This is a genomic window from Bacillus salipaludis, assembly GCF_004358205.1.
Map to the genome: position 1 here is coordinate 250,360 of NZ_SMYO01000007.1, position 18,714 is coordinate 269,073.

The 18,714-nt window shown below is 39.3% G+C and carries 20 protein-coding genes; 18 read left to right on the forward strand and 2 right to left on the reverse strand.

The window, feature by feature from the left end:
* Nucleotides 1-174 precede the first annotated feature (174 nt).
* The 16 genes from E2K98_RS16730 (at nucleotide 175) to E2K98_RS16805 (ending at nucleotide 15,426) form a co-directional block, all read left to right on the forward strand.
* Nucleotides 175-1,308 (forward strand): conserved virulence factor C family protein, encoded by a 1,134-nt coding sequence (locus E2K98_RS16730; protein ID WP_133336049.1) that lies wholly within the window; start codon nucleotides 175-177, stop codon nucleotides 1,306-1,308.
* A 63-nt stretch (nucleotides 1,309-1,371) separates the two neighbouring features.
* Entirely contained in the window at nucleotides 1,372-1,809 is a 438-nt protein-coding gene (locus E2K98_RS16735) for a BrxA/BrxB family bacilliredoxin (protein ID WP_133336051.1), read from the forward strand.
* Nucleotides 1,810-1,869: 60 nt separating this feature from the next.
* Nucleotides 1,870-2,643: a class I SAM-dependent methyltransferase gene (locus E2K98_RS16740; RefSeq protein ID WP_133336053.1), complete on the forward strand. Its 774-nt coding sequence runs from the start codon at nucleotides 1,870-1,872 to the stop codon at nucleotides 2,641-2,643.
* 154 nt (nucleotides 2,644-2,797) lie between these two features.
* Nucleotides 2,798-3,379, forward strand: coding sequence for a YpjP family protein (locus tag E2K98_RS16745; RefSeq protein WP_133336055.1), 582 nt, complete (start codon nucleotides 2,798-2,800; stop codon nucleotides 3,377-3,379).
* Nucleotides 3,380-3,483: 104 nt separating this feature from the next.
* Nucleotides 3,484-4,065: a TerD family protein gene (locus E2K98_RS16750; RefSeq protein ID WP_133336057.1), complete on the forward strand. Its 582-nt coding sequence runs from the start codon at nucleotides 3,484-3,486 to the stop codon at nucleotides 4,063-4,065.
* Nucleotides 4,066-4,144: 79 nt separating this feature from the next.
* Nucleotides 4,145-4,921: a TerC family protein gene (locus E2K98_RS16755; RefSeq protein ID WP_026574267.1), complete on the forward strand. Its 777-nt coding sequence runs from the start codon at nucleotides 4,145-4,147 to the stop codon at nucleotides 4,919-4,921.
* A 74-nt stretch (nucleotides 4,922-4,995) separates the two neighbouring features.
* The gene (locus tag E2K98_RS16760; protein WP_133336059.1) at nucleotides 4,996-6,180 is read left to right on the forward strand and encodes an HpcH/HpaI aldolase/citrate lyase family protein; all 1,185 of its coding nucleotides are present in this window, start codon (nucleotides 4,996-4,998) and stop codon (nucleotides 6,178-6,180) included.
* The gene (locus E2K98_RS16765; RefSeq protein WP_133336061.1) at nucleotides 6,131-7,489 is read left to right on the forward strand and encodes a phosphoribosyltransferase family protein; all 1,359 of its coding nucleotides are present in this window, start codon (nucleotides 6,131-6,133) and stop codon (nucleotides 7,487-7,489) included. The genes E2K98_RS16760 and E2K98_RS16765 overlap by 50 nt, the downstream gene beginning before the upstream one ends.
* Nucleotides 7,482-8,603 carry a cysteine protease StiP family protein gene (locus tag E2K98_RS16770; RefSeq protein ID WP_133336063.1) on the forward strand — a complete coding sequence of 374 codons (1,122 nt, stop codon included), beginning with the start codon at nucleotides 7,482-7,484 and terminating at the stop codon, nucleotides 8,601-8,603. The genes E2K98_RS16765 and E2K98_RS16770 overlap by 8 nt, the downstream gene beginning before the upstream one ends.
* A complete protein-coding gene (locus E2K98_RS16775; protein ID WP_133336065.1) occupies nucleotides 8,600-9,427 on the forward strand; it encodes a hypothetical protein in 828 nt (275 codons plus the stop codon). Before E2K98_RS16770 ends, E2K98_RS16775 begins: the two co-directional genes overlap by 4 nt.
* Before the next feature lie 408 nt (nucleotides 9,428-9,835).
* On the forward strand, nucleotides 9,836-11,473 hold the full coding sequence (locus E2K98_RS16780) for a YceG family protein (protein WP_133336067.1): 1,638 nt from the start codon (nucleotides 9,836-9,838) through the stop codon (nucleotides 11,471-11,473).
* A 3-nt stretch (nucleotides 11,474-11,476) separates the two neighbouring features.
* A complete protein-coding gene (locus tag E2K98_RS16785; RefSeq protein ID WP_133336069.1) occupies nucleotides 11,477-12,583 on the forward strand; it encodes a toxic anion resistance protein in 1,107 nt (368 codons plus the stop codon).
* 23 nt (nucleotides 12,584-12,606) lie between these two features.
* On the forward strand, nucleotides 12,607-13,218 hold the full coding sequence (locus E2K98_RS16790) for a TerD family protein (RefSeq protein ID WP_133336071.1): 612 nt from the start codon (nucleotides 12,607-12,609) through the stop codon (nucleotides 13,216-13,218).
* A gap of 33 nt (nucleotides 13,219-13,251) precedes the next feature.
* Nucleotides 13,252-13,830 carry a TerD family protein gene (locus tag E2K98_RS16795; RefSeq protein WP_133336073.1) on the forward strand — a complete coding sequence of 193 codons (579 nt, stop codon included), beginning with the start codon at nucleotides 13,252-13,254 and terminating at the stop codon, nucleotides 13,828-13,830.
* Nucleotides 13,831-14,146: 316 nt separating this feature from the next.
* The gene (locus E2K98_RS16800; protein ID WP_133336075.1) at nucleotides 14,147-14,941 is read left to right on the forward strand and encodes a thymidylate synthase; all 795 of its coding nucleotides are present in this window, start codon (nucleotides 14,147-14,149) and stop codon (nucleotides 14,939-14,941) included.
* Nucleotides 14,938-15,426 carry a dihydrofolate reductase gene (locus tag E2K98_RS16805; protein ID WP_133336077.1) on the forward strand — a complete coding sequence of 163 codons (489 nt, stop codon included), beginning with the start codon at nucleotides 14,938-14,940 and terminating at the stop codon, nucleotides 15,424-15,426. Before E2K98_RS16800 ends, E2K98_RS16805 begins: the two co-directional genes overlap by 4 nt.
* 47 nt (nucleotides 15,427-15,473) lie before the next feature.
* On the opposite strand, the gene E2K98_RS16810 is transcribed toward E2K98_RS16805, so the two are convergent.
* A complete protein-coding gene (locus E2K98_RS16810; RefSeq protein ID WP_133336079.1) occupies nucleotides 15,474-15,716 on the reverse strand; it encodes a hypothetical protein in 243 nt (80 codons plus the stop codon).
* Between the two features lie 310 nt (nucleotides 15,717-16,026).
* On the opposite strand from E2K98_RS16810, the gene E2K98_RS16815 reads away from it, so the two are divergent.
* Both E2K98_RS16815 and tatC read left to right on the forward strand, forming a co-directional pair.
* Complete coding sequence (locus E2K98_RS16815) at nucleotides 16,027-16,221, forward strand: twin-arginine translocase TatA/TatE family subunit (RefSeq protein WP_133336081.1); 195 nt, start codon at nucleotides 16,027-16,029, stop codon at nucleotides 16,219-16,221.
* Nucleotides 16,222-16,323: 102 nt separating this feature from the next.
* Nucleotides 16,324-17,061 carry a twin-arginine translocase subunit TatC gene (gene tatC / locus E2K98_RS16820; protein ID WP_133336083.1) on the forward strand — a complete coding sequence of 246 codons (738 nt, stop codon included), beginning with the start codon at nucleotides 16,324-16,326 and terminating at the stop codon, nucleotides 17,059-17,061.
* A 35-nt stretch (nucleotides 17,062-17,096) separates the two neighbouring features.
* On the opposite strand, the gene E2K98_RS16825 is transcribed toward tatC, so the two are convergent.
* Nucleotides 17,097-18,572, reverse strand: a complete 1,476-nt coding sequence (locus E2K98_RS16825) for a PAS domain-containing sensor histidine kinase (RefSeq protein ID WP_133336085.1) — start codon at nucleotides 18,570-18,572, stop codon at nucleotides 17,097-17,099.
* Nucleotides 18,573-18,714: the final 142 nt, after the last annotated feature.

Here is an 18,714-nt window from a genome sequence, read left to right on the forward strand (position 1 = left end):
GCAAATGTGATAAACTCTCCTCTTTTTTTATGCCATATTGAAACAACTTGAGCGGAAATCAAACCAATTTTAACATTGCCTTTTAAGAACAGTATTTTAGGTATATGCATCAATAGTGAATTCAACTTATTCAATATGCTAAACTGTTTACAGAATACAAAGTAGGTGATCCTGTTGAAAATAAAAGCAATTGAACCAACTCCTAGTCCAAATACAATGAAAATCCTTTTAGATGAAGAACTCCCAATGGGAAAAAGTCATAATTATAAAAAAGAAACCAGCGCAGATGCACCAAAGGTGATTCAAAAGATCTTACAAATTGAAGGAATCAAAGGCGTATACCATGTAGCTGACTTCCTGGCAGTTGAGCGAAACGCGAAATTCGATTGGAAGGAACTATTGCCAAAGGTACGTCAGGCATTTGGTGAAAACGCTGAAGATGCTGCTAAAAATGAAAAAGTCATAGATGAGCATTTCGGTGAGATAAAAGTTGAAATCCAAATGTTTAAGGGAATTCCTTTGCAGGTTAAGCTCACTGATGGCACGACAGAAAAAAGGTTTGGGATGCCAGAATATTTTTTAAAGGCAAGAGAGCAGGCGCAGCTTCCAGAAGATAATTATATTTTATTGCGGAAATGGCAAAATCAAGGGGTACGGTACGGTGACTTTGATCAAATTGGCCAGGAAGTCGTCGAGGAATTGATTGCCGCTTATCCACAAAACCGGCTTGAAGCCTTGGTTGAAAAAGCACATTCAGGGGAAACATCTGATAAAAAAACAGTACTTTCACGAAAAAAAATCACAAAGAGCGATTTAAACAACCCAGATTGGCAGGTGCGCTATCAACTGCTTGAACAAATGGACGATCCTGAGCTTGAGGATTTGCCTGTTTTAGAAACGGCATTATCCGATGAAAAACCATCAATTAGAAGACTTGCAACGGTGTACCTTGGAATGATTAAGGATACCAAAGTTCTGCCGCATTTATATAGAGCGCTAAATGACAAAACTGTGACTGTCCGCCGGACAGCTGGAGATTGCTTGTCAGATTTAGGGTTCGCGGAGGCACAAGACGAAATGCTTAAGGCCTTAAAGGACCCAAGTAAATTGGTGCGCTGGCGGGCTGCAATGTTTTTATATGAAGTAGGAAATGAAAAAGCGTTGCCTGCTTTAAAGGCTGCTGAAGACGATTCTGAGTTTGAAGTCAGCATGCAAATAAAAATGGCAATTGAACGAATCGAGGGCGGCGAGGAAGCAAAGGGCTCAGTTTGGAAACAAATGACCGAAGCAAGGAAATTGGGGGAGTAAGCCCGGATTGCAATATAGCGATTTTTTATAGTATGCTTACACTGAAAACAGGAGGGATTATTAATGTCAAATGCCTATGAAGAATTTATGAAACAAATGGTTGTACCTATGCGACAAGAATTAACTAGAACAGGCTTCGAGGAATTAACTTCGGAAGAAGATGTGAAAAATTTTATTGATAATGTGAAGGGGACTACTCTTGTAGCAGTGAATTCCGTGTGTGGCTGTGCAGGTGGATTAGCCCGTCCGGCTGTTACTCAGGCAGTGTTGAACAGTGAGAAAAAACCGGATCACCTTGTAACGGTTTTTGCTGGCCAGGATAAGGAAGCAACAGCTAAAATGCGAGAATATTTTGCGGGTCATGAACCGTCATCTCCATCATTTGCTTTATTAAAGGATAAAGAAGTCGTCCATTTTATTCCACGCCATGATATCGAAGGCCACGCAATGGAAGAAGTCATGCAAAACTTAATCAATTCGTTTGAAACTCATTGTAAATAAGGATGTCCGCCGACATCCTTTTTTTCATTCAAAAGCTTATTTATATTAAAGAGGGATAATATGTTTGTTACAACAGCAGGACGAACAAACGAACAGATGATAAAAAAAGCAAGAAACTTAGCCGAAACACTCGATATTTCCTATATCCCTAGAAAAAAGAAATCGATTAACCAAATTCAAAAAGAGGAAGCTGGCAGCTGTCTTATTGTCGGCAAAGAACGGCTTGAGCTATATAATCAGGAACACAAGGAACCTTTCTTCTTTCATCCTAATTCTGCGATGTTTCGGATAAAAAGACTAATAAACGGGGAGAAAGATCCGTTTATTGAGGCCGCATATTTATCGATTGGAATGTCCATGCTAGATTGCACGCTCGGTCTCGCATCAGATGCCATTGTTGCTAGTTTTGTGGTTGGGTTCGAAGGCTCGGTAACAGGGATTGAAGGACAGAAATACCTTTCCTTTCTCGTAAAAGAGGGACTTCAATCCTGGGATTCTGGTTATTTAGAAATCAATTCTGCAATGAAAAGAATAAAGGTGAACACGTCTTTTTCTTTGGATTATTTAAAGAGTCAGCCTTCCTCATCTATAGATTGCGTCTATTTCGACCCGATGTTTGAAGAAAGCATTCTTGAATCGGATGGGATTAGGTCGTTAGGACATTTCGCTCTCCAACATGATTTGAATGAAGAAACCATTTCCGAAGCACGAAGGGTTTGCAAACGAAAAGTCATTTTAAAAGACCATTATAAAAGCCAGCGTTTTGAAAAATATGGCTTCACAGTTTTTCGAAGAAAAACCGCTAAATTTCATTTTGGGATACTTGAAAAATAACAACTGAGAGCCATTGGCCCTCAGTTTATTTTTTTATATAATTCGAAAAATATCCAATTCTATTTTTTCCAATTTCCATAAAAAAGAAGTATAATATTTTGTAAGAATAAAAATGGACTTCTTTACCCTTCCATTTCAAAAAGGGGCGTTTATTTTGAAGAATTGGATTCGTAAATCTTTTGTGGTGATGGTGTCGATTTTGACCTTTGGTCTTGTTTCACCATCCCAATTAATGAATAATATCAACGCAGGAAAACCATCAAACCAGGCTGCAGCACCTTCAGGCAGTTTTGTCCAAACTCCTACTCTTGCAGAAGAAACGGAGTTTAATCGGGACCACTTTATGGAAGAACTACTCAAACAAGCGGAGGAACAATCCTATCAAAAATTCGGAAGCAAAATAAAACCAATAATCGAGAACGAGTTTCGCACGATTATTTTACCTAATATTGAACAAGCCATTACAGAAACTGCCGCCCAATTTCCCGAGGAAGATTTAAGGAATCTTGCCATCACGGAACAGCCGAGCGGAGGACACTCAGAAAAAATCTTTCATATCAAAAACAGTGTAACAAACAAGGATATCCTTAGATTTCATGTTAGAAGGGATCAGCCGCCGCAAGAAGGCTACTGGTTTAATTTTCATTATCATACTTACCATGATGAGTATCAAAGCCATTATAATCTCGGTTCGATTTACTGGGCAAAAAATACACCTCCTAAATGGATGAGTTGATGATAAAATTTGCGAAGCAGTGGTAAAAAAATTTATTATAATAAATGAAACCTTTTTAAGAAAAACTCGTAAATAGATTATTACCTAAATTGGAGGAATGGAAAATGGCAATTAGTTTATCAAAAGGACAAAAAGTTGACTTAACAAAAACCAATCCGGGATTAACAAATGTCGTTGTTGGTTTAGGCTGGGATACGAATAAATATGATGGCGGTAATGACTTTGATTTAGACTCATCCGTATTCCTACTAGGAGAGAACGGGAAGGTTACAACTGAATCTGACTTTATCTTCTATAACAACCCTAAAGGCGCTAATGGTGCTGTCGTACATACTGGAGATAATCGTACTGGTGCAGGTGACGGTGATGACGAACAAATAAATATTAACCTAACAGCTATTCCTGCTTCTATTCAACGAATTGCTTTTACGATTACGATTCATGATGCAGACAGCAGAAATCAAAACTTCGGGCAGGTTTCAAATGCCTATGCTCGAATTTTTAGTGAAGCAACTGGGGAAGAATTGATTCGCTATGACCTTGGAGAGGATTTCTCTATCGAGACTGCATTAGTTGTAGGCGAATTATACCGTCATAATGGTGAATGGAAATTTAGTGCAATCGGAAGCGGCTACCAAGGTGGACTGGCAGCGTTAGCAACTGATTTTGGATTACAGGTTGGCTGATAATTAAAATAAAGAGACCCACCTTTTAAGGCTGGGTCTTTTCTAAAAACATATAGAACATCTGGGAGGAATTTTTTTAATGTCGGTTTTACAAGGAATATTAGACACATATTCACATTTCTTTGAGTGGGATATGTGGGTGAAGGTTTTATCAGATCCGGTAAGTTGGGGATTAATTGGAACTCTAATTATTCTAGAGGGATTGTTGTCTGCAGATAATGCCCTCGTTTTAGCGGTAATGGTAAAACATCTGCCTCCGGAAAAACGTAAAAAAGCACTTTTTTATGGATTATTAGGTGCCTATGCATTTCGTTTCATTGCGATTGGAATTGGGGTCTACTTAATAAAGCTGTGGTGGGTAAAAGCACTAGGTGCAGCATATCTAGCTTGGTTGGCTATTAAATACTTTATTGACAAACATAAAGAAAGTAAGGAAGAGGACGAAGAAGCAGAGGGAATCAACAAAAATGGTTTATTAATCCGGATGTTCGGAACCTTTTGGGGAACCGTTGCTTCAGTAGAATTAATGGATATCGCCTTCTCCGTTGACAGCGTACTGGCTGCTTTTGGGGTAAGCAATGAGATTTGGGTACTATTAATTGGCGGAATGCTCGGCGTATTAATGATGCGTGGAGTTGCTGGAGTCTTTCTTGCCCTTATTGACAAAATACCGGAACTTGAAACAACCGCCTATATCTTGATTTTAATTATTTCAGTTAAGATGTTTGCAGGTGTTCTATTCCATTATGAATTGGAACCACTTTATTTCTTTATTATTTTACTCTTTACGTTCGGTGCTACATTTATCGTCCATTTCATCAACAAGAAAAAAGAAGTTAGCAAAGAGAACGGTTAATAAGCATATTATATTACATGGGGGAGCTGACGAAAGTCCGGTCCCTTATTTTTATCATGAGGAGTAAGTTAAAAATGAAATTTTTCTCCTATTTTTATGATGAAATGGAGCATCTATTTTATCAAAAGCCAAAAGACTTCAATAAATTTGTGAACCGTGAGCTGTTAGCGTATGGCCTTGGAGCAACGCTTTATATGCCGGCAACCCGTCCGAATATTCATCAGGAAATCCTATCCAAAAAATATGAAGGATTGACATCCCTTGTGATTGATTTAGAAGATGCAGTCGGTGATCTTGAAGTCGGAAGTGCGGAAGGAAAACTTGTTAAGGAGCTTTCCAAACTATTTGAAGAGCTAAATAGGCAGTTTTTGCGGTTTGAAGATTTACCTTTAATGTTTATCCGGATTCGGGACTGTAAGCAGTTTCAAAGGCTAAAAAAACAGTTAGGAGAAGCGGTAAAACTGTTAACGGGTGTGGTGCTGCCAAAGTTTTCAGTAGAAGATGGCGCGGGGCTTTTAAAGGAAGTACGGGAAATACATAGTGAACAGCATCCCTTTTATGCCATGCCAATCCTTGAGACAGCAAGGATCATCCAAAAAGAGACGAGATTGGAAGAATTGCTAAAAGTCAAAAAACTACTTGATCAGAATCGTGAGCTGATTTTGAATATAAGGATTGGGGCAACCGATTTTAGCGGCTTGTATGGAATTCGCCGAAGTGTGGATACAACGGTTTATGAAATTGCTATTTTACGAGATTGCATTGCCGATATCATTAATATATTTCAACGAGGGGACGACCCCTATATAGTGTCTGGACCGGTTTGGGAGTATTTTTCTGCCAAAGAAAGAATGCTAAAGCCGCTGCTTCGGCAAACACCGTTCCGTGAGAGGTATGGTGACGAAGGATTGAAATTACGTGCTGAATTAATTGACCAAAATATGGATGGACTAATTCGTGAGGTTCTTATGGATATTGCAAACGGATTGACAGGAAAAACAGTAATCCATCCCTCGCATATCAAAACCGTCCAAGCGCTGAATGTCGTTTCATTAGAGGAATACATGGATGCCTGTACGATTGTAGAAGCGGCCGAAGGTCATCTCGGAGTGGTTAGAAGCGGCTTTGCGAACAAAATGAATGAAATAAAGCCGCATTACGTTTGGGCAAAAAAGATTCTTTTAAAATCACAGCTTTACGGGGTGTTACATGCAGAAGTTACAAACATCGACCTTATTAAAAAAGAAGTTTACGTTTAATATTTTGGATTCCATTGAGGTTCAAATGGAAGTGAGCGAAAATCCTTACAGTCTGCCGGTTGAGGATCTTTTCACGATGGCGGCAAGGATCAATAAAAAACGATCATTTTTATTCGTTAGTAAGGTTCTAGGGAAGCATTTGCCGATTGATGCGAATAAAGGACTTCTAGCAGCTGCACTGCTTGCTGCGCGATATTTGGAATCAGTAAAGGGAGTTAAATGTCCGGAAACTCCACATATATTAGCCGCGTTTATTCGAAATGAACCATTGTCGGGCAGCACTTTTATTCCATCATCGATCAATCCTATTGTCATTGGCTTTGCAGAAACTGCGACAGCACTAGGGCATGCTTTTTTTGACAGTTTCCAATCGGCGAATTTTTTTCATACGACGAGAGAAATACTCGTAAGCAGGGAGCCTGAAATAACGTTTGAGGAAGAGCATTCCCATGCTACCTCCCATCGCTGTTATATCCCTAAAGCTATGATTCAAAATAAGCGGGAGATTATCCTTGTTGATGATGAAATGACAACAGGAAAAACAGCTCTAAATATTATTCAATCGATTCAATCTCATTTTCCAAGAAAGATTTATACCGTTGTTTCAATATTGGATTGGCGATCGGATGAAGATAAGATGAAATTTACCCAACTGGAAAAAGAACTAGGAATTACAATCCGAACGGTATCCCTATTAGCGGGAAGGGTGGAAGTGAAGCAGCTGCGTGAGGTTCATAAAAAAAACAGGGGAAATGAATGGGAAAACCATTTAACTACTTCAAAAGAATTCATTCAATTAGGGCCATTTTTTTCAAGTTCCAATTATCAGACATCAAGAAATATGGCGTGTTTTATTCAGGAAACAGGACGCTTCGGGATCACAAGTAACGATAAGCAGATCAATCAACTGAAAATATCGGAAGCAGCATTATTTCTTCGTCAACAAAGGATAGGGGGAAAAACACTATGCCTTGGTACAGGGGAATTTATGTATATTCCCATGAAGCTTGCTGCTGAAATGGGTCCGGATGTTTCCTATCAATCTACGACGAGAAGTCCGATCCATATTGAAAACAAACAGGGGTATGGGGTGAGATTCGGTTTTTCCTTTCCAGCACCGGAGGATCCGGAAATCACGCATTTTGTTTATAATATTCCTCCATTTGAATATGATGAGGTATTTGTTTTTTTTGAAAGAGAAGTAGAATCTCGCCATCTTCAGCCAATCATAACAGAACTTGAAAAATTACAGATTAAATCAATCAAGCTCATATTTTTCTCTGCAAAAAGAGGTGAATGTAATGAATAAATTCATCCAGAATCCAGCAAAAATCGGATCCTACCGAGAAGACGATGTTGTTTTTCTCTTAAAGGATTTAAGTGAATACCAGCTTGAGGATTCCACTGCCAATCGTGAAAGGCGGGTACAGTCCGGACAGCACTATAGTGAATCGCTCCCTATCGAGTACCAGCCACCTAGGGCTTATGTAGACTTGTTCCGACAGTCATTAGATGACTATAAACGAAAAGTCGCTCTTTGTATTGGGATTGTGGCGGAGCAAATCTATCAGTTAAAAGAGGAAAACACCGTTCTTTGCTCGCTTGCCCGTGCAGGAACGCCAGTGGGGATTTTAATGAAACGCTATCTTCTGCTGCGATATAATGTCTCCCTGCCCCATTACAGTATTTCAATCATTCGTGACCGGGGGATTGACGAAAATGCCCTTCACTATATTCTGGAAAAACATCCGCAGGGAAAGATTCAATTCGTGGACGGCTGGACAGGAAAAGGGGCTATTTCTCTTGAACTCGAAATGGCCTGTCAACAGTACGAAAAAAAATATGGTGTGACGCTGGACGACCGGCTTGCTGTTCTTGCCGACCCTGGCCACTGTACACCGCTTTTCGGGACGAGGGAGGATTTTTTAATTCCCAGCGCATGCCTGAATTCCACCGTTTCCGGGTTGGTAAGCAGGACCGTTTTGAATGAAAAATACATCGGAAAGGATGATTTCCACGGAGCAAAGTTTTACCGTGAACTTCTCCCTTCCGATGTCTCAAATGAATATATTGATTCAATCACCGCAGAATTTCCTTTCATTACAACTGATGCCGTAAAAGCAGCAGCTAAAAGAAACCTAGAAACCATTGAGGCTGAATTTTTAGGGATGAAGGATGTAAAGAAAATTCAAGCGGAATTTTCGATTGAAAGCACGCACTATATTAAGCCGGGGGTGGGTGAAACAACCCGGGTGTTGTTAAGAAGGGTTCCGTGGAAAATCTTAATGCGTGACCCCTCGCGCCCTTATGTGAAGCATATTCTTATGCTTGCTAAAGAAAAGGGCGTGGAAGTGGTTATTTACCCTGATTTAAATTATTCCTGCTGCGGGTTAATTAAAACGGTAAAGGTGGATAAGAAATGATTATCGCCTCTGATATGGACCGTACGTTAGTTTATTCAAAAAGAGCCATCGAACAATTTGGACTGCCTGAAAAAACTTTGCTAAGACCTGTGGAAGTGAAGGATGGAATCCCTGTAGCATTTATGTCAGAAACGGCCTATCATGCCCTAGTTGAGCTTTGCCATAATTGTTTATTTATCCCTGTTACAACCAGGACCTCTGCCCAATATAAACGGTTTACCATTTTTGAAAAAGAAATTTCCCTGCCCTATGCGATTACGTTTAATGGGGCTACAATTTTATATAAAGGGGAACCCCTAATGGATTGGTCAGAGCATATTCTGTCTCAAATCCGGAGGGAATCGGCTCCGCTGGATGAATTACAAGCTGGATTAAAAAGGAGATGCTTTCATTTTAACGGAGTTCTTAAATCAGCCGATAATCTATTTTTCTATTATCTATTAGATAGTTCCCCATCACTCTCAGAAGTGCAAAACTTAAGTGAGACTGTTTCTAAATATGGCTGGAGGATCTCCTTGCAGGGGAGAAAGCTTTACTTAATCCCCAATGCTATTAACAAGGGTGCAGCTCTTGATTATATCTGCAGTCGCGAAGGTTCACCGGCTCTTGCAGGCGCGGGAGATTCGATACTTGACTGGGATTTTCTGAAAAATTGTCAAAACAGGTTCGTCCCGACTCACGGAGAACTTGCACAGTTCGGCCCAAAAAAGGAAGTTACCTATACGGAAAGGGCGGGCATCCTTGCTGGGGAAGAAATAATGCAGCAATTTCTAACAATTCTTGAACATTCGTTTAAAAATAAAGAAGTAAACACTAGTAAATAATACATAGCTGCTTGCGAAAAAGAGAATAAAATAGGTAACCGTTTGCAGAGCTGGGGTTAGCAGCAGAGAAAAGATCAGGCTTAGCCAAAATAAGTCTAATAGAATAAAAAGGTCAGAACTCATGACATCCATAAGGGTATCCAGTTCCTCGCTCACTTGCTCCATCCTCGGTCGCTTATAGAGAAATCTCATTAGAGTCACCTTCTTCATATATCAGTACTCAATGATATGTAAGGACAAGGAAAAAGGTGAAAAATCAGGAATATATATGATCTGTGAAACATTTTTTCGCTGCTTTCGTATTAAAAAATGAACGGACCCGCCAACTATGTTATGATGGAAGAGAAACCTTACATAATTTTCTATCTTATTTTGAAGCGTTTTGCTTTTTGAGGGAAGGGATTATGAATGAATCCAGCATATAACCAACTAAACGTCAAACAGGTATCCCTTTCATATGAAAATTGGCTTGATCTATTAAAAAAGCCGGTGAATGAGCGCCCAGAATTTTCATTAGAAAATGGATCTATTAACATTGGGCAGGTCCTTGGATCATTTCTTGGAATACCTTTAGACACGGATGAATACTATAATCAGCTTTTTGATTATGTGAATACCGAAGAAGTGCAATTACATTTATTGAGTGAAGACACACTGAACAAAGCGATCGATAATGCACATTTTCAATCGATTCAAAAAGTATTAAATATCTATCAGGAACAAAAGTTGTCCATCAATCGTTTTGCCGCCTTTCTCGATGGGGAGCAGCTGTTATTAAAATCAGCGGTTCCGGCGATACATCGAAAAATAAGAGAAGCGCTGATTGCTACACTTGAGCGTTTTTCCCAGCATGAAGACGGTGGCTTACGAAATCATGAATTAAGGCGTGTTCTTGTCGATGTGATAAAATGGTCCATCAATCACCTGCAGCATCCATTAGAAAAATCTGACCCTCAAAGGGAAATGCCAAAATTTATATGGTACGGCGATTTCAAAAAAAGCCATCAATATTTCCTATATTATTTAATTAAGCTCGGCTGTGATTTAGTCATTTTTCATCCGGAGGGACAGGATGTTCTATCTGGCTTTATAGAAGAAGATGTATTCACTCACCGCTTTCAAAATAAAAGGCATGCTGAACCATTTCCAATCGAAAAAAGAAGCAGGAAAACGACGGTGGCCTACCGGGCTTCACGGGAAATTGAATCGATTCTCAACCAAGAGGGGTCTGGTCTATATAAACCTTGGCAGTTACGGGATTACACTCCTTCATCGCTGACACTTCGAACGACCTATGATGAACTGTATCTCATCGGGAAGGAAATCGCGATGATTCGGCCGGATTTTGAAGTGGCAAATGGACAAGTTAAAATTCCGACGATTTTTGCCAAGATAAAGGGTGTTAGTAAAAACAAAAAAGAGTACTGGGAACGTCTGCATGCGCTTTCAGAATCAGAGTACAGCCTACTTATCCGCAAGCTCCCATTTACAATGCCTGGCACGAGTGATTTCCGTTTTCATTATCGAAATGCTTTAGATCGGGACGGATTATTGAATGTCGAAAAAATGATGGAAGCCCACTACTGGCCCTATTCATTTCTCGCCTCCGGCTTACAAAATGGAATTGCCCATTCCGTAAGAAGAATCTGTGAAAAGCCGGATTTAAAACCGCTGCATTCTGAAAGTGAGGAAGAAGTAAAAATCTACTTGTTCAACCAGGCGATGCACATGCCGAAAAGCATGATTCAACTGCTAGAACGGTTTGACTATTCCCAGCATGTGCCGAAAATCATTCTTTACAATAATGAATTAACTGGGATGCTTTCAAGGTCAGATGCCGCCCTCTTACTGCTTCTTAACCATTTTGGGATTGATATCATGATATACAATCCACCGGGACATAACGATATCGAAAATTACCTCGATGAGAGTCTTTATGATACCCACTGGCTGGAAGAGGTTGTTTTTGAACTGGAGTATAGAGAACCGTCAATTTTAAAAAGAGTTCTTTTTCAAGGGATATTAAAAAATTTAAGGGGAGATTAAAAAGTGGACCAATCACTAAATCCTTCTGGAAACTTAATAACCACGACCAAGGATGATCAACTATCAGAAACAAAGGTATCTGATATAAAGCTTGCACTTCGGAAGGAACCGGAAATTCAAAACTTGGCCAGCACGATTGACGAACGAGACCAGATTCAAATCTTGGAGTTTGGAAAAGAGCCGGCCGTGCAAATTTCCCGATTCTCCGATCAAATATTAGGCAATATGCGGACGACAAAAGTTGAGGACTCCGGAGAGCTGTTAAAACAGCTTGGCCGAATCATGGATAAATTTGATGCTAAAGATTTTCAAAAAACGTCAAACGGATTTTTCGGCAAGCTTTTCAAAAAAGGCGGAAAAATGGTTGAAAAGCTGTTTGGAAAATACCAAACGATGGGGCAAGAAATCGATAAAGTATATGTTGAAATTTCCAAATATCAAAAAGAGATGGTTGACTCAACATCCATGCTCGAGCAAATGTATGAGCAAAACTATCAATATTATTTAACACTTGAAAAATATATAGTCGCTGGTGAACTAAAGTCGGAGGAGCTGAAAAACAATCAGCTTCCTCAGCTTGAAGCACGTGCAGCATCTGGTGATCAGCTTGCATCGATGCAGCTGGACTCACTACGAAATGCAATCGAGTTATTAGACCAGCGGGTTTATGATTTAGAAATGGCGAAAATGGTCTCCTTACAGACAGCACCGCAAATTCGTTTGCTGCAACGAGGAAACACGAAACTAATTGGAAAAATCAATTCGGCTTTTGTAACCACGATTCCGATTTTTAAAAATGGCTTAATTCAAGCAGTTGCTGCTAAAAGGCAGAAGCTGGTAGCAGACTCCATGAGCGAGCTTGACCGCCGAACAAATGAAATGCTCTTGAAAAATGCCCAGAATATTTCCCAGCAAAGTGTTGATATTGCGAGACTTGCCGGCGGACCGAGCATTAAAATCGAAACCGTCGAAGAGTCCTGGAATATTATCATTAAAGGTATGCAGGAAACGAAAGCAATTGAAGAAGAAAACAAGCGCCTGCGTGAAGAAGGAACAAAACGATTAGAACAGCTGCAAGATAATTTTAAAAAGATAAAATTACAAAGTTAAATATTTTGATGAGGTGATTTAAAATGGCGATTAATTTACAAAAAGGTCAAAGAATCGATTTAACAAAATCAAATCCAGGATTAACGAAAATCATGGTAGGCTTAGGCTGGGACCCTGTTAAAACGGGTGGAGGCGGTTTACTAGGCTCCTTGTTTGGTGGCGGAGGCAGTTCAGCAAATGTGGACTGCGATGCATCTGTCATCATGCTTGGCGAAAATGATAAACTGCAAAACAATAATGACGTCGTATATTTTGGTAATTTAAAAAGTAGAGACGGCAGTGTTCAGCACTCTGGAGACAACTTGACCGGCGCCGGCGATGGCGACGATGAGCAGATCATGATTGATTTGAGCAGGGTCCCGTCAAATATCCATAAGCTTGTTTTTGTCGTTAATATTTATGATGCAATAAAAAGAAAACAGCATTTCGGAATGATTCAAAATGCGTTTATTCGAATTGTCAACTCCAGCAGCCATACAGAATTGCTGCACTATAGCTTAACAGACAACTACAGCGGTAAAACATGCCTCGTAACTGGGGAAATCTATCGTCACGGAACAGAGTGGAAGTTCGCTGCGGTTGGTAACGGAACAAATGCCGGAAGCCTTGGCGAAGTGGTTCGTTCTTTTAGTTAAAAAGATTAAAATGTTAGCGATGGGGTGATCAGTTTGGGGATTAACTTAGCAAAAGGACAAAGAATTGATCTTACGAAAACCAATCCCGGCTTAACGAAGGCGATTATCGGCCTTGGCTGGGATACAAACCGGTATCATGGCGGAAATGATTTTGACCTTGATGCTTGTGCATTTTTAACGGATGCCAACAGCCGGGTTATTAATGATTCCGATTTTATTTTTTACAATAATTTAGTTCATTCCTCCGGTGGCGTCGAGCATACCGGGGATAACCGAACCGGCGAAGGTGACGGGGATGATGAACAAATTAAAATTGATTTTAGCAAGATTCCTCCAAGTATCCACCGTATTGCGATTACCGTTACTATCCATGATGCAGAGGCAAGAAACCAAAACTTCGGTCAGGTTTCAAACGCGTTTGTCAGAGTGGTTGATGAAGAAAGCGGCAGGGAAATTTTACGTTTTGATCTAGGCGAGGATTTTTCGGTTGAAACCGCTATCGTTGTGTGCGAATTGTACCGCCACAACGGGGATTGGAAATTTAATGCGGTTGGTAGTGGATTCGCCGGCGGTTTAGCTTCTCTATGCCGGAACTTTGGGTTGGAAGTATAGAAGTCGTCTATTTGGACGGCTTCTTTTTTTTCGAAAGGCTGTGTTAAAGGATAATGTTTATTTGAAAAACGTTGATTGGAGCGGAAGGTGCGAGACTCCAGCGGGAGCAGCGGGACAGGTGAGACCCCACAGGCGCAAAGCGCCGAGGAGGCTCACCGCCCGCCCCGCGGAAAGCGAACATCCTGGAGCGGAAATCAACAACCAAGTTTAACAGAGCTTTTCGAAAAATAACAAAACGTTTTTGTATATAGCTTTCAAAATGACCTAGTCATTGTTAAAATATTATAATGATGTTTGGACAGGAGAGTGGAAAAAATTGAAGCAATATTTACAGCTATGCGAGCATGTTCTGAAAAATGGTACCGTTAAAGGAGACCGCACGGGTACCGGCACGATTAGTACTTTTGGATATCAAATGAGATTCAATCTCGAAGAGGGTTTCCCGCTGTTAACAACAAAAAAACTTCATCTAAAATCTATTATCTATGAATTGCTTTGGTTTTTAAAAGGGGATACGAACGTAAAGTATCTTCAGGACCATGGCGTGCGTATCTGGAACGAATGGGCTGATGAAAACGGGGAATTGGGTCCGGTTTATGGACATCAGTGGCGTTCTTGGACTGGTGCAAATGGAAAAACTGTCGACCAAATCAGCGAGTTAATCGACCAAATCAAAACCAATCCAAATTCAAGAAGACTTCTCATTAATGCATGGAACGTAGCCGAAATCGATAACATGGCGCTGCCGCCATGCCACTGTATGTTTCAGTTTTATGTTGCCGACGGGAAACTATCCTGCCAGCTCTATCAGCGTTCAGCCGACGTTTTTCTTGGGGTCCCCTTTAATATTGCATCCTATGCTCTTTTAACATACATGATTGCCCAGGTCTGCGATTTAAAACCAGGTGAGTTTATCCATACCTTTGGTGACGTTCATATTTACCAAAATCATTTAGAACAGGTGAAGATGCAACTGGGAAGAGACCCTCGCCCACTGCCGCAATTAAAGATGAATCCTGCAGTGAAAGATATCTTCGGGTTTGAATTTGAGGACTTTTCATTAGAAGGCTATGATCCGCATCCACACATTAAAGGAGTGGTAAGTGTATGATTTCTTTTCTCGTAGCAATGGATGATCATAGAGTGATTGGCAAGGACAATCAATTACCTTGGCATTTACCGGAGGATTTAAAATACTTTAAAAGAGTCACGATGGGCCATCCAATTGCAATGGGGCGAAAAACACATGAATCTATCGGACGAGTCCTTCCGGGAAGACAAAATATCGTGATTACCCGTCAGAAAAATTACCGGGCTGAGGGCTGCACCATGTTTTACTCTGTAGAGGATTTTGTGGGCTACTGCCGCAAACAAGAAGATGAAATCTTCATTATCGGCGGGGCAGAGATTTTTAAAGAAACTTTCCAATATGCGGACCGTTTGTACATCACCGAGATACATTCTGAATTTAAGGGAGATACATACTTTCCGGAATTCAATCACTCAGAATGGAAGCTCCTAACCTCTGAAAAAGGAATAAAAGACGAAAAAAATCCATACGATTATGAATTTAAGGTCTATGATCGAAAAATATAGCCACTAAAAAAGCACCAGCTGAAAAATGCTGGTGCTTTAAATGTCTCTTATAATGTATATGTTCCCGTTAGCTCATATTCCGCTATTTTGGCAAGCATGCCTCTAAATTCATGTGGGTGACAGAACTCCTCCTCGTGAAAATGCGTTTTCACCCATTGAATTAATTCCTTTGGGCTATTAAAATATTCTCCGCTCCGGTCACTTTTGCGAATGGTATATCTTCCGTTGTCATCATCAATGGTTACCTCAACCGGAAGGGCACTATCAAAACTACAAAGAGAAAATTCCATCGGATTACATCCTCCATTCAAAATTTACAAACAATATGTGACTTTAACTTCAATTATAATCGAGGCATTGAATAATTACCAAAATATTTTAAAAATTAAATAAGTTGTAATGTACATTGACTTACAGAATAGTTATTGTTAAATTGACTATAGTGATTATTAGCTTTCTATAGTATTTCTGTTGATGTTGAATCGTTTATCGTTGCAAATGTGAATTTATTATGAATTATCAGCGTGAATGATTTCAAATTGATTTTTTAACACTATAATTGTAGTAGTATTGAACAACTGAAAAAGAGGAGGTTATTCCATGTTATCTAATATTGGAGTACCTGGATTAATTTTGATTTTAGTGCTTGCATTAATTATTTTTGGCCCTAAAAAATTACCAGAAATCGGTCGTGCCTTCGGTCAGACGTTAAAGGAGTTTAAAAAATCAACACGTGAACTTGCAGATGATGTCATGCCAGATATCGATGAGGATAAGAAAAAATTGACTAAATAAGGTGTAAGATACCGTGTCTTGCACCTTTTTCTACTTATTGTTTAATAGTGGTAAATGGCAAAACATATTTATTTTTACCTTTGAAATTGGCAGGGGAAGTTAATGGATGATAAAGAATTACAGTTAGTCGATCATTTAGAGGAATTACGCAAAAGGATTATCATAACCGTACTTGCATTTCTTGTTTTTTTTATTGCTGCTTTTATTTATGTTGATGATATTTATAAATGGTTTGTCCGCGGCCTTGATATGAAATTAATGGTGCTCGGTCCTAGTGATATAATCAGGATCTATTTTATGCTGGCAGGTGTTGTAGCCGTTGCGGGAACGATTCCAGTTTTAGCCTTACAAATTTGGATGTTTGTCAAACCTGGATTAAGACCGTTGGAAAGAAGAGTTACCCTTTCCTATGTACCTGCGTTGTTCATCTTATTTATTATCGGTCTTTGCTTTGGCTATTTTGTTATTTTCCCAATGGTTTTTAAATTCTTGATTGGAATTGGGGGAGACATGTTTGTCACCAATTTCACGGCAGACCGTTATTTCAGTTTTATCATGAACATGACTTTACCGTTTGGAGTATTGTTTGAACTGCCGGTTGTCGTAATGTTCTTAACGTCACTGGGGATTATTAATCCTTTTGTGCTTACAAAAATTCGCAAATATGCCTATTTTATTCTAATTATCATAGCAGTAGTTATCACACCGCCTGATTTTATGTCCGACTTTGTAGTGACACTCCCACTTTTGCTCCTATATGAAATCAGTATAAATTTATCGAAATTCGTTTATCGGAAAAAATTGAAAAAACAGCAGGACGAAGAATTACTGGAAGCATAATAAAACGACCTTAAGAGTATTCTTAGGGTCGTTTTCTATTTTATTGGAAGGATCACGGCGACAGACGTTCCATTTTCATCACTATCAATTTGAATTCTGCCTTGGTGATTTTCAATAATTTTCTTGCTAACTAATAGTCCCAAACCGGTACCTTTTTCCTTCGTCGTAAAAAAAGGATCGCCAATTCTTTTCAAATGCTCGGGAGGAATTCCGCTTCCTGTATCAATGCAGCGAATGATCATTTCTTTTTTATCCGTGCATTCTGTTTGAATCGTTATATTTCCACCAGCAGGCATTGCTTCAATCGAATTTTTAAGAAAATTAATAAACACCTGTTTCAATTGATTCTCATCACAAAGGATTTCCGGAAGTGGGGAAAGATAGACCGTCCTAATTTGAACATTGGTCATAATGGCTTGTGTATCAATAAGGGTTTTCACACCTTCGATTACTTCCTTAATATTAGTTTTGGCCGTTTTCATAGTTTGTGGTTTTGCTATGACCAACAACTCAGATAAAATCAATTCAATTCGATTAATTTCAGAATGAATAATATCGATATAATCCTTCTGTCTTTGATCTACATTCAATAATTGCAGGAATCCTTTAATAGCAGTTAATGGATTTCGAACCTCATGGGCAATTCCCGCAGCAAGCTGTCCGGCAACGGAAAGCTTTTCTGATTGTAATAACAATTCCTCGGTCCGTTTTTTGTCCAAATCGGCATTAATTCTTTCGGAAATATCTCGTAATACGGAAATCACTCGCACTTCTTTGTCACTATTACGGTAGGAGTTACTTAGAATTTCCATATAAATAAAACTGCCGTTTTTTTTCCGCAAACGATATGTATCTAATGATTTAGGCTGAATATGAATCGCTTTCTGATAATTTAGGAGATAGCGATCAATATCGTCTTTATGGATATATTCTAAGCTTGATTGGCCGACCAGTTCTGCAGGTGTGTAGCCGAGAATTTGTTCGCAAACAGGTGAGACATAAATAAAATTTCCTGCAGCATCTGTTTTTACAATAATATCCATTGAGTTTTCCATTAAAATCCGATAAAGCTCCTCACTGTCCTTTAAGCGTCGTCTCTTTCGTTTAATTTCAGTAATATCCTTAGCCACACCATAGACGCCGATCATTTCGCCATTGACAGTAATGGGTAGATTGGTGATATTTAGATCCACAAGCTGACCATTTTGCTGAATGAGTTTGCAATCATAGTTTTGAAGGCTGCCTTCTAAAGCTTGGTAATAGTAAGACGAAACCTTAGCCACATCTTCAAGTGCAAGGATCTCAAAGAATTTCTTATTCGCAATTTCTTCCTGGCTATACCCTGTTATTTGCTCACAGGCTGGATTAAGAAATACATAATATCCAGCTAAATCAATGGCAAAAAGGGCATCTGAGTTGCAGGCTAATAATGATTGATAACTATTTAGTCCATCTTTTAAATATTTTTCTAATATAATTCTTTTTTCGATTAAAATTGCAGAACTGTCCATTTGTATCTACCCAGTTCCTTTCGATTTATCTACTATTATAATAATATTAAATTTTATTAAGTTATTTTTCAAGCGTATATCCCTACTTTTGGCATATTAATTGGAAAACTAAAGGAAATTGAGTTTGATCTGCAGGAATACA

What these genes read in the sequence shown, in the direction of transcription:
- E2K98_RS16815 (WP_133336081.1), top strand. Translation starts at nt 16,027, where the DNA reads ATGTTATCTAATATTGGAGTACCTGGATTAATTTTGATTTTAGTGCTT.
- tatC (WP_133336083.1), top strand. Translation starts at nt 16,324, where the DNA reads ATGGATGATAAAGAATTACAGTTAGTCGATCATTTAGAGGAATTACGC.
- E2K98_RS16770 (WP_133336063.1), top strand. Translation starts at nt 7,482, where the DNA reads ATGAATAAATTCATCCAGAATCCAGCAAAAATCGGATCCTACCGAGAA.
- E2K98_RS16775 (WP_133336065.1), top strand. Translation starts at nt 8,600, where the DNA reads ATGATTATCGCCTCTGATATGGACCGTACGTTAGTTTATTCAAAAAGA.
- E2K98_RS16750 (WP_133336057.1), top strand. Translation starts at nt 3,484, where the DNA reads ATGGCAATTAGTTTATCAAAAGGACAAAAAGTTGACTTAACAAAAACC.
- E2K98_RS16740 (WP_133336053.1), top strand. Translation starts at nt 1,870, where the DNA reads ATGTTTGTTACAACAGCAGGACGAACAAACGAACAGATGATAAAAAAA.
- E2K98_RS16825 (WP_133336085.1), bottom strand. Translation starts at nt 18,572, where the DNA reads ATGGACAGTTCTGCAATTTTAATCGAAAAAAGAATTATATTAGAAAAA.
- E2K98_RS16755 (WP_026574267.1), top strand. Translation starts at nt 4,145, where the DNA reads ATGTCGGTTTTACAAGGAATATTAGACACATATTCACATTTCTTTGAG.
- E2K98_RS16765 (WP_133336061.1), top strand. Translation starts at nt 6,131, where the DNA reads ATGCAGAAGTTACAAACATCGACCTTATTAAAAAAGAAGTTTACGTTT.
- E2K98_RS16790 (WP_133336071.1), top strand. Translation starts at nt 12,607, where the DNA reads ATGGCGATTAATTTACAAAAAGGTCAAAGAATCGATTTAACAAAATCA.
- E2K98_RS16810 (WP_133336079.1), bottom strand. Translation starts at nt 15,716, where the DNA reads ATGGAATTTTCTCTTTGTAGTTTTGATAGTGCCCTTCCGGTTGAGGTA.
- E2K98_RS16760 (WP_133336059.1), top strand. Translation starts at nt 4,996, where the DNA reads ATGAAATTTTTCTCCTATTTTTATGATGAAATGGAGCATCTATTTTAT.
- E2K98_RS16735 (WP_133336051.1), top strand. Translation starts at nt 1,372, where the DNA reads ATGTCAAATGCCTATGAAGAATTTATGAAACAAATGGTTGTACCTATG.
- E2K98_RS16780 (WP_133336067.1), top strand. Translation starts at nt 9,836, where the DNA reads ATGAATCCAGCATATAACCAACTAAACGTCAAACAGGTATCCCTTTCA.
- E2K98_RS16805 (WP_133336077.1), top strand. Translation starts at nt 14,938, where the DNA reads ATGATTTCTTTTCTCGTAGCAATGGATGATCATAGAGTGATTGGCAAG.